Origin of the sequence: Desulfotruncus alcoholivorax DSM 16058, from assembly GCF_000430885.1 — a bacterium.
GTDB classification, from domain to species: domain Bacteria; phylum Bacillota; class Desulfotomaculia; order Desulfotomaculales; family Desulfallaceae; genus Desulfotruncus; species Desulfotruncus alcoholivorax.
In genome coordinates this window covers 109,435-119,425 of record NZ_KE387267.1, presented here as the reverse complement: position 1 = coordinate 119,425, position 9,991 = coordinate 109,435, and the positions used below count along the sequence as shown (strand labels likewise).

The following is a 9,991-nucleotide window of genomic DNA, read 5'->3' as shown; positions in this document are numbered from 1 at the left end:
GTTTCCGTCCCCTGGCGGGGTTAATGAAGAATGAACTTGAATGAAAAAGGAAACATACTTGCCGCCACAAGTTTCCGTCCCCTGGCGGGGTTAATGAAGAATGAACCATGCGACCGAAATTGCCCACCGGAGTAAGCATCAAAAACAGTATTGCGGCTTATGCATTCCATTTTTATTATGCATGAGCATTTTATTGTTAAGCATCTTAATTTTTTCAATAAATTCAATGTGCGGCTCATATCTATACTTTTCCTTTATTCATTAATACGGGTTATTTTATACAACAATAATTTCGTCGATTTCCATCCTCTGAACATTTCCCCAAACCTGGACTTCTGCATTTCCTGTTAAACGGTAAATCCTTAACAAATCGTCATCGTTAATATAATTTTTAATTCCATTAGTTAATTTTTTAAATTTTTTAGTATCGAGAATACATTCAAATGCAGACTTTTGCACCCGAAAACCGAAACTTTTCAAATATTTGGCAAGTTTACTTCTTCGTTTGTTATCAGTAACATCATAAATTACTACCACCAGGTATTTTCGCTTTTCCACAACTTCTTCTTCATCAAAAGAAAAATAATCCTCAAAGAGCTTGACTTCCATCATCGCATCCCCCCATTAGCGTAAACGGACAGGGTGATATATGGTAATATCCCTATTTTCTATACAATTAGCCAGAACTCCTGCCTGGTACTGAATGGCCCGCCTGTAACTCATGCGATAATTTACTTGGTTAAGGTAATTTGCTTCACTTCTAATTTTTTGTTCAAAATATTTTACAAATTTCCGAAGGGTATTTTTCTTAAGTAATACCGCCCCGGTTTCCTCATCTTTATTAAAATCATCTGCTACAAGGCTGCCACCTTGAACAATACTCATCACCAAGGAATCCACAATCACCGGCCGCCATTCCTCCATAAGGTCGCTGGCTAATGCCGGGTGTCCCTGCCTGTCTTGATGCATCAACCCGGCGTAAGGGTGAAGCCCTTTATTTACCAATGCAGTATATGTTTCATATAACAACAACGTATAGCCCAAACTGAGCAGAGAATTAAACGGATCCAGGGGAGGCATCCGGTTTCTTCCTGAAAAGGAAAAATTTTTATTAACCATCATTGATAAGGCGCTGAAATAATGACGGGAGGCCGCCCCTTCATAACCCATAATTTGGGGAATTGCTTTAGCTTCGGAGACGGCATTTTCCAACAGCGACATCTGGTAAATATGTTCATCTACCGCAGCCTTTTTTATATGCCGGTTGTACCTGCGTAATATAACAACTTGATTGTGGATTTTAGCGGCAACAATCCCGGCAGAAAATTTGACGCAAAAATCCTCATCTTCCCCCGCCCTGAACTGCTCTCTCTGCCTGGTGATATTCACATGTTTGGTAGATTCCAGGCGGCCATAGAAAACCCCCGTTTTGGAAAGGAAAGTTACGGGGATGCCCTTTTTTAGAAGCTCAGCTGAACATGACGCTGTCATTTGCGCAGAACCCATCAACACCACCCTTTCCAATAATTCCATAGGAATGCCGACCACCAGGCCACCACTTTTTTCCGCTATAATCCGCCCTTCCTCAATCCTTATTCTGGTGTCAGGCTCACAGACATACAAAAAACTCATAGGCAACGCTCCAGTTCATCGAATATTATGGTATTGATATCTTCAAAAATGCCAAATATTTCGTGTTTACAGCGTCCTTTAAAAATAACTTTGATTAAGCCTTCCAGCTTATCGACAATTTTACTGCTGCTCATATCAACCTTTTGTTTTATGTCTTCTTCCTGAACCCCGTAAAGGTTGTGGGCAGCTAAATTCCTGTGCTGATTAAGGCTTTCCATGGCCTGCAGGAAATCGCCAAAAGATTGCAGTTGCTTGTCTGTATTTCTCCTTAAAAAGTAGCTGATCAGGCAGTTCTGCAATCTTATATTGTTGTGGCTATTGTCCCGGTACTCACTTTCAAAGTAATCATCGATGTATTCCAGCAGTTTTGGGTCATAAGCTTTTATTTTATGCCTTCTGACCAACTTTTCAATAATCTTTTTCGAACCACGGTTCCTTTCAGGCCTATATCGCTCCTCGATGATTACATCGATCATAAAACCCAGGCAATTTTTTAGAAACTTGCTTTGCAACTCTGTAACCAGGGGATTTAAGCGCAGGATAAAATCAGTTAAATGACCGGTCTTTTGAAGCAGCTTAACCACATTATAATATTCACATAGCTCCATACATTCCTTATCCATTTTCGGGTAACCCACCAAATCTTTAATTTCTGAAAAATCCGGGCTATTTGATGCTGAATCAAGGTTTTTTTTGTAAACCGAAAATTTAAGTAATTTCATGACCAATGAGTTTTCTTTCGTTCCATAGCCCCTTAAAATTTGAGCTGCTTCTTCATAATTATATTTTTTTATCAACGCCTGAACTTGCCCTTGAGCCAATGTCCGCTTAAAACTCAGGATATTGGGGCGAACACAACGGTTTGGCGCATCCGGTTCATTATCAAGATTGTTGCGGAATTCCCATTCCACATGGTATTCGCCTCCTCCCATTTTACTTTGATTTGCTTTTGCGGCCGGGGTGGTCACCTGCACCGGAATCAACGGTTTGGATGATACGACGGTTTCCAGGCAGAGCATGGCCATCATTTGGGGAGTGCCGGAGCTGACATTTAACAATATTTCATCTTCAGGGAAGGTTTGAGCAATTTTCTTCAGGGACTCACTAAAGACGCCAATAAACACATCAAAGTCGTGCGGATTGTCAATATGGGAAAAAATTAAATTAATCTCAATCGGATGGGCCAATTGTTCACACAAGAGCTCGACTGCCCGGGAAAAGCGTTTGTCTTGATCCTCCCGCATTCCCATTTCCCGCGTTAAAAAAATATAAACTGTGTGTGGACGGTAATGCCTGATTATATGAAGCATAGGCCCGTCATAATTATCCCTGACAGGGTCTGTAGAACCAACGCATGAAAAAAGAACATAACTACTCAATCTTGATCGCCCCCATACCCAATGCTGTTTTAATACCGATCCCGGACCATTCCCCAAAACTGAAAAGTAGGTTCGCCAGACTGACCATGGTTTCCGGTCCGCTAATTATCAGATCCAATTTTCCGATAAACGAAGGGATTTTCACCCCTTCAAGATAATAGTAGGTACTTCTTAAATAATAACTCCTGATTCTGGTATATTGGCAAAGGTGCTGGAGGGCCTCATCGTTTTTCAAAGAAAACTGATCGGAGAAGGCGTCATATTTATTCATCAGACTTTTATAAATTAACGACAGTTCCGGAAAAATAGCGTACTGGTTAGCCGATTTAAAGGAACAGGGAGTGAGAAAATTAATTTTTATATTCCTTTTGGGGTTCTCATTTAGATAATATTTCCCGGTCAATTCCCTGTAAGTATAAGGATGTTCCTCCCTCTTTTCCCTGACAGCCAACCTAAGATCTTTGTCTTTTAAAATAAATTCCGTCAAATCATCGTTTAAAAGAGGTTTTCCTATCTCCTGCCAGGCTTGCTCCGTCAAGGTACTAATCGTCCAGATCCATAAATTGTCCCCCTTTTCACTGCCAAGGTACTGGCTGAAAGGTTTCAATCCGCTATGATGCAGATGCCCGGCATAATTTCGATCAATCTTTTCCATGAGAATTCCGTGAAAAAGTGAGGCCATGTTATAATGGCATTTTTCTTCCCTGTCAGGTTCCAATACAATTTTGACTGTTCTCAACATTTTTTAACCTCTCGTATTCGGCAGATACCCATAAACACGTCCTTACCATTCACCTTTGCCACTTTCAATGCCCGCGGTGAGAGCGGCCGGTCCTGGTAATGCATGTGTTTATGGAAAATTAGCTGCATAATGTTTCTGGTCAACTCGTTTGCTTTTTTGGGGTCCCCCGCCAGGGATGAAATGACGGATTTGGCATGATAACCGGCCCCGCCTCCTATAATCATTATGCCTTTGCCGCTATCCTGCAGGACTTCTCCAGGCAGGAAGTTTATACTTTTCGGCCAGGCAGCAATGACCCCCGACGATCCAAAGAGCGCATCAAACTGCTTTTGCAACACACCTGCAATATCATTAAAGGTCTTGATTCCATATGCTTTATTTATCTTGAAGTCATCAATAGTCAACGTAAATTCCACCTCTGTGCCCGGCCTGGCACATTCCCTGTAAAGCGGCAATGTTCCTCTACTGTACCCATCCCCCTTCAACTTGCCGTCGACAAGTGATAAATCCCTTTTCTTTACAAGAATCAGGTTTTCCAATGAGAATGGTGTGGAATCGCTGACGGATATGCCGGACATACCTTTAAAAACCAGCGAACTGTCGTCAATTTGCTTCCGGTAATCCAATAAATTTTCCTCTATTTTCCGGCTCAGTCTTTCAATGTTTTTCTTTTTATCCTTTTTATCCCTGCTGCCGTCTGCCAAAATTTTTTCCAATTCATCAAGATATCGTTTGTTGCCGGCGGCATTTTTTTGGAGATGAGAGGCCAGCACCGCCGTGCGCAAAGCACCCTTGATGCTGCTGCCCGGTATATAAGGAAGACCGGCCGAATTCTTGATAAAGCCGTGAATATCATTGGTTTTAAAATCAGGATGACCGGCAGTGGAATAAACAGCCGAGCTGACCTGGTTGAATACTGACCCCGCCCTGGCTCTAACGCGCCGCTCTTTATCTTGAAACCATTTATATATATCTGCTCCGCCTTTTCTTGTACCTGCCACTTGCTGGATGTATTCTTCATAATCATCGAGCAGATTTGCATTAAGTAAATAATTAATCCACTTGCGCTCGTCCAATACATAAACCTTTTTTTCTTCAGGCACATAAGCGTAGTTGATCCTGGTTAGGTTCACACTGTCCCCCCCGCCCACAAAAAGGGGCGTTATAACTTGCAGCTTCAAACGATAAGTGGTTCTCCCGCCAGGGTTCACATTTTCACCCCCAGATACATGCCTTTACCGTAACGGTAGACCGGATGCCCGCCGTTATCTGAAACGTCCAATATCCGTCCTTTGATTTTTGCCGGAAAACAGGACCCGGCATCAAACATCACCACCGGTTTTCTTTTCAGCTGGGTACCGGCATAAACCGGGGAAGCCACGAAACCGGTTCTTCTGATCAGGGAATAGTACGATTTACCCTGCTTGATGACGGCCAGGTCGTCCTGCGCAGGGGCCAGCACTGACAAGGACATATAGACTCCCCCGTCTTCCTTCAGCATTTCCTCCAAAATACAGTCACTATCATAAAGTCCTATCTCAAAGGATTCCTCCGCCAGTTCAAACTTGCCCAATCCGCTGCTCCTTTTGCCGCCGATACCGGAAAGTCCCAGGCTTTCAATGACAATGTCAAATTTTTCCCGCCAGAATTCGGATGATTGCAGAATAAAATATAAGCCGCCTGTTCCCACGAAACGATAGGCTGAAACCAGGTAAGGCATAGTTTCAATCTCCCGTACTATATTGGCCCGGTAAAGAAGCACTTCATAAGCAAAGCCTTCATGCCCCGAGTTCCAGGGCAGTTCCACCCCGTCCCGGAGAAAATCAATATATGCCCGGAACTTACTCACAGGAATATAAGCCAGTTGCTTCATCAACTTTTTATCCGTTTTTCCCTCATCATCGACATCCTGTTGAAATAATGGGGGCAGGACCGGTTTGGGCAGATAAAGTTCCAGGTCATGCCAGGGGTACAAATCTGAAATCAGCAACCGGTTGTTCCGGGCGGCCTCAATAAATTCATTAAACCCCCTGTTACCGTAAATATTTATCCATTCCTGGCCAAGGGCGCTAAAAAGAGTGTCAGCATGGCAGGATATTTTGCTCTGTGCCAGCCCTGCCCCGGCGCTACTGCTGCCAAAACGCACCGGCGTTAAAAACTTCAATTTGTAAATATAGTATTTCATCATGCTACCACGCCGTTTCTGCCTTCCTTGAAGGCTTGTTCCGCCCGGGTTTTAATATCCATTGTCTCTTTACCCAAAACCCGGGCGTAGTCTTTATACTTGATTGTTATTTCCGACAATTCTATCCGGCCGTATCCCCTGCTGCCGTGCCCCCCGATATAATCGTCCTGAAGCATATAAGTCCCATAGCCCAGGTGCCTCATATCCTCCTCCAATTCCTCAAGATTTTCCACGTTATAAACCAGCTTGAAATCAAATTCAGCTCCCGCCGGCACCCGCTCCAGCTGACGGGGATTAGCTATGGCAGTCAAACGACTGATGGTATTTTCAAATTTGATTTCGGTCAAATACAAGTCGGTATCCATTTTTTCCAGGCGCCCGGCGCTCTCGCCGGTCATAAACAGGTCATAAAACTGGAGCCGGGAAAGAACTAATTTGTCACCGCTGCTGCCGAAAAGGCGTAAAAGCTGCCGGTTTTCTTCCTTAATATCCTTCAACCGCCCTTCCCGCGCGTAAATCCGGGCCAAAAGGTAGCGCATTTTCCCTTTGAGGCTGCTTCCGGGAATATAGGGTCTCCTGGTCAGGGGATCACGGACCACCACCGCATCAACAGCGCCAATGGATGAAAAATCTTTGGAAGCGCCAATATGCAACCCGGTCTTTAGGCAAAGTTTACCTTCAAATATTAATTTACCGAGTAGTCCATTGATATTACTCATCAGTCTCTACCTCCCTCAAATTTGTGATAAGCAACAATAGCTTCGATATATGCGGCAAAATTACGGAATTTACTGACGCTGGTTTTGATAGCGTCAATTTCTTTGATTAATTCCGCTTTTTCGGCGAAGGGTTTTACAATCTTTGGCTCCCTACCGCATTGATAAATCAATTTTACTTTTAATGCTTGAATATCCCTTAAAATGTCTTCGTGCAGTCTGTCTTCCCGGATCAGCCCTTGCGACTCGTAAATTTGCAGTTTGTTTTTAACAGCATTGACCCCGGCCAAAAATTTACGTATCTGGCTGGTGGTCAGACTGATTTTACCTTGATCGTTTTTAAGGCTTTCCACCACTTTCTTGGCTTTATCCACGTATTCCTTATTCATGGTCGTCCTCCCCTTTGCGATTGAGATAAATTAAAATGGTAAGCGCTGTGATCAACTCTTTCCGGTCCTTTGCCGATAAGGCCCATTGATATATGGCCCGCTTCATCTCAAGGTAGACCCCGCCCAAAAGTTCCTTATTTTTGCCTGAAGGCTCCATCCTGCCTAAAACATAGGCCAGGCGGGCCAATTCGATTCGGTCATCTTTATCCCAACCTTCTTCTATACCCCTAAAAAGCTGGAGCAGCTTGTACAGCCTGGACATGCCGCAGTTCAATTTGCCCGGCTCTGTGTTGTCCTCGCCGATGCTAAACCATTCCAAGAGCCCGCCCAACTTTTCGCCGCATACTTTCCCTGTAAAATCATCCCATTGATAAATATGCTTAAAGGTGTATTTCTCCTGTTTTCCCTCCTGGCCATTGATTTCCGGGCCAAACAGGGCAATTTGATTTTTGGTGCCGGACTTTGCTGATTGTTCCAGATGCCCGGTTAATTGTGCCATCTGGCTTATTGGAAAGGAATCGTGAAAAATTCCAACCCCGGCGGACAAGGTCATTTTACCGTTGGTGAATTTCTTGAATGCTTGGTGCAGGTCAACCGCCAGTTCCAGCACATCATCCCAGGCACCGACAATGAATACGTCATCGCCGCCTGCATACACAATAACCACGTTTTTTTCCGCGCCGGGTCCTTCCGTTTTTCCCGGCAGTTTAAAGGGATTAAGAGTTCCCAATTTACCGCAGCAGATTTTATTAATTTCGTATTTAAAAAAAATGGACAGGTTGTAAGATAGGGAAGCATTGCGGGAAAGTGAGACATATCTGTACCGGTCCGGCTTACCGTTCGGAAATACAAATCCTTTAATAAAGGCCCGGCCCAAGTTATCCACATCAGCCCTCAAAACGCCAATCCGCTTTATTCCGCAGCTTCTTTGGGCCAAGGTGGCAAAATCAACCAGTCCCTCTCCACTGCTTGCCGCACTGTAAGTACCGGCCCAAAGATTGGTCATATAGTTCTTTCCCGTCAAAAGACTGTTGATGGAATATACCCGGCGAGCTTGGCCTTGGCGCAGCAGTTTTTGAGCTTCGTTTATTCCAGCAAAGGAGAGGTAAACCTGTCCTTGTTTAACAGATGGCAGGGGGAGTCCATTCTTTTCATCATCTTCCGACCTGACTACAATTACGGGGCGTTCCTCTTCGCCGCCCATCATTCTGGCCAGTTTATCACCTGCGTTAAATAGTGCCAGGCAGTTGCTGCAGAGCAGATTGTCGTCTTTGGCAGCTAACTGGTGACGGGAAGATCCACAAACTGAGCACTCTCTACCCGCTTCCAACTGGCTGTTTAATTGACTGTCGGGATCAATCAATTCCTCCAACTGCTTGTGCGAATACCGCTGCAGTTTTCCCCTGGAATTTGCCCTCGCTGCCCGGCGGAATAAATTACCTAAGAAATTGTCCGACCTTTCTTCATGGTTAAACCCGTTGGCCAACTCATGGGCGCTGGCCTCAATATAAGAGATTTCCAGATAAAGTTCCGTGGAGTACATCCCCATCAGCCAACTGTTTACCCGTTCTTTGGCCGTTTCTAAAACTACCCTGGCCGCTTCCGTATGGGGAAGGACCAGATAAAAATGCCCTCCCCCGGAATAAAGCAAATTAGCCCGGCAGAGACCACACAACTCCAAGATTTCATCTATCACATGCTCCAAGAATATTTCCAGGTAAAAGGAACGTCCCCGCAGGGATTTCAAAGCCCCCTTGCTTGATATGGTATAGATAAAATTCTGAATTCCGGACATATCTCCGGAGACCAGGAGCATGGTTTTTTCTTGTCTTAGTTTTTCCGGCTGGTCAAAGCACAGCTCCCTATAGTTCTTGATTCCTCCTTCAGCAAAGTAATAGTAAAGACATCCGGCAATCATTGCTGTAATTTTACTGTGGTTATATAACGATATATCCGGCATCTCTTTGGTGCTGGTGCTGGAGGGCACGTTTACCAAACACACTTCCAGTAATTTAAGCAGAGATTCGAGAGAATCACTGCCTGTCCTCAGTTTCCGGAAGCCCTTTTTAAAGACCTGAAATAAGTTTGAGTATTTTTGTGGTGATATTTCAACACGGCTCGTTTCCTCCGAGAAGTTGATCTGTCCGGATTCTTCTATTGTTTTTAAGGGAAATACTGTTTCCGAAATAGAACCGTCATACTTAAAGACATTAAATATGCTGTAAAGGGGCATATCCCTACGGAAAAGACTCTGCTCTGTCGCTGCATCTCTTTTCCTCCTGTCAGCTCCGGCAGCAATATTATCCGCTTCATAAATAATATAGGCCAGGCTGCTGTTCGCCAGTTTCGCTTTTTTTAGCGCTTCGGCGTGATGATACCGGACGCACTCCACAACTTCCCGCCATTCATCTCCCACAAGCTCATCGCTTACAAATTCCGCCCCCCTGTCTCCATGGCTCCCCTCCCCCGGACCGGCCCGCTGAACCAACTTTCCGATATCATGCAATAGAGCCCCGTACACGAGTTGTTGATAACTGACATCCAAACTTCATCATCCCTTCCAGGTAATGGTTTCAAGGTACATCTGACCTTACCGCAATTTTATGTACACTCAAAAGGTGTGATACAATAAACTATCAGAGGCGCCCTAAATAAGGGCGTTCGATAAAAAATACAGGATAATGGCGTTCAATCGTGTTAAGGAAAGAGGAAATCCCGCCGCCGGTGTAGCCCGGGAACCAGGCATAAGCACTGACACGCTGCATGTCTGGACTGGTGAATTCATAAAAAAATCACCGGGCTCATTATGCCTGCACCCGGTGATAATATTATCCAATTCTACATATCCATGCATATTCCTTGCACAAAACATATTTTTAGCGATAATGTCTTCAAAACATATTTTTAGCGATAATGTCTTGAAAACTCCCACTTCTTGACATGACCGG

Annotated in this window: 9 protein-coding genes; all 9 read right to left on the bottom strand. The window is 44.3% G+C overall.

Translation table 11 applies throughout. The annotated features are described in order from the left end of the window. Positions 1 to 276 precede the first annotated feature (276 nt). Genes cas2 through cas10 form a run of 9 tightly spaced genes read right to left on the bottom strand, consistent with a single transcriptional unit; the run spans position 277 to position 9,588 of the window. Entirely contained in the window at positions 277 to 612 is a 336-nt protein-coding gene (gene cas2, locus H569_RS0118640; protein WP_027366215.1) for a CRISPR-associated endonuclease Cas2, read from the bottom strand. A gap of 12 nt (positions 613 to 624) precedes the next feature. Then, positions 625 to 1,632, bottom strand: a complete 1,008-nt coding sequence (gene cas1 / locus H569_RS0118635) for a CRISPR-associated endonuclease Cas1 (RefSeq protein ID WP_027366214.1) — start codon at positions 1,630 to 1,632, stop codon at positions 625 to 627. Next, the gene (gene csm6, locus H569_RS0118630) at positions 1,629 to 3,011 is read right to left on the bottom strand and encodes a type III-A CRISPR-associated CARF protein Csm6 (protein ID WP_027366213.1); all 1,383 of its coding nucleotides are present in this window, start codon (positions 3,009 to 3,011) and stop codon (positions 1,629 to 1,631) included. Before csm6 ends, cas1 begins: the two co-directional genes overlap by 4 nt. Beyond that, the gene (cas6, locus tag H569_RS0118625; protein ID WP_034631404.1) at positions 3,004 to 3,753 is read right to left on the bottom strand and encodes a CRISPR system precrRNA processing endoribonuclease RAMP protein Cas6; all 750 of its coding nucleotides are present in this window, start codon (positions 3,751 to 3,753) and stop codon (positions 3,004 to 3,006) included. Before cas6 ends, csm6 begins: the two co-directional genes overlap by 8 nt. Next, entirely contained in the window at positions 3,747 to 4,964 is a 1,218-nt protein-coding gene (gene csm5, locus H569_RS21090) for a type III-A CRISPR-associated RAMP protein Csm5 (RefSeq protein ID WP_034631402.1), read from the bottom strand. Before csm5 ends, cas6 begins: the two co-directional genes overlap by 7 nt. After that, positions 4,961 to 5,941 (bottom strand): type III-A CRISPR-associated RAMP protein Csm4, encoded by a 981-nt coding sequence (gene csm4 / locus H569_RS0118615; RefSeq protein WP_081411115.1) that lies wholly within the window; start codon positions 5,939 to 5,941, stop codon positions 4,961 to 4,963. Before csm4 ends, csm5 begins: the two co-directional genes overlap by 4 nt. After that, positions 5,938 to 6,657: a type III-A CRISPR-associated RAMP protein Csm3 gene (gene csm3, locus H569_RS21085; protein WP_034631399.1), complete on the bottom strand. Its 720-nt coding sequence runs from the start codon at positions 6,655 to 6,657 to the stop codon at positions 5,938 to 5,940. The genes csm4 and csm3 overlap by 4 nt, the downstream gene beginning before the upstream one ends. Then, positions 6,657 to 7,043: a type III-A CRISPR-associated protein Csm2 gene (gene csm2, locus H569_RS0118605; protein WP_027366210.1), complete on the bottom strand. Its 387-nt coding sequence runs from the start codon at positions 7,041 to 7,043 to the stop codon at positions 6,657 to 6,659. The genes csm3 and csm2 overlap by 1 nt, the downstream gene beginning before the upstream one ends. Beyond that, positions 7,036 to 9,588 (bottom strand): type III-A CRISPR-associated protein Cas10/Csm1, encoded by a 2,553-nt coding sequence (cas10, locus tag H569_RS0118600; protein WP_027366209.1) that lies wholly within the window; start codon positions 9,586 to 9,588, stop codon positions 7,036 to 7,038. The genes csm2 and cas10 overlap by 8 nt, the downstream gene beginning before the upstream one ends. Positions 9,589 to 9,991 lie beyond the last annotated feature (403 nt).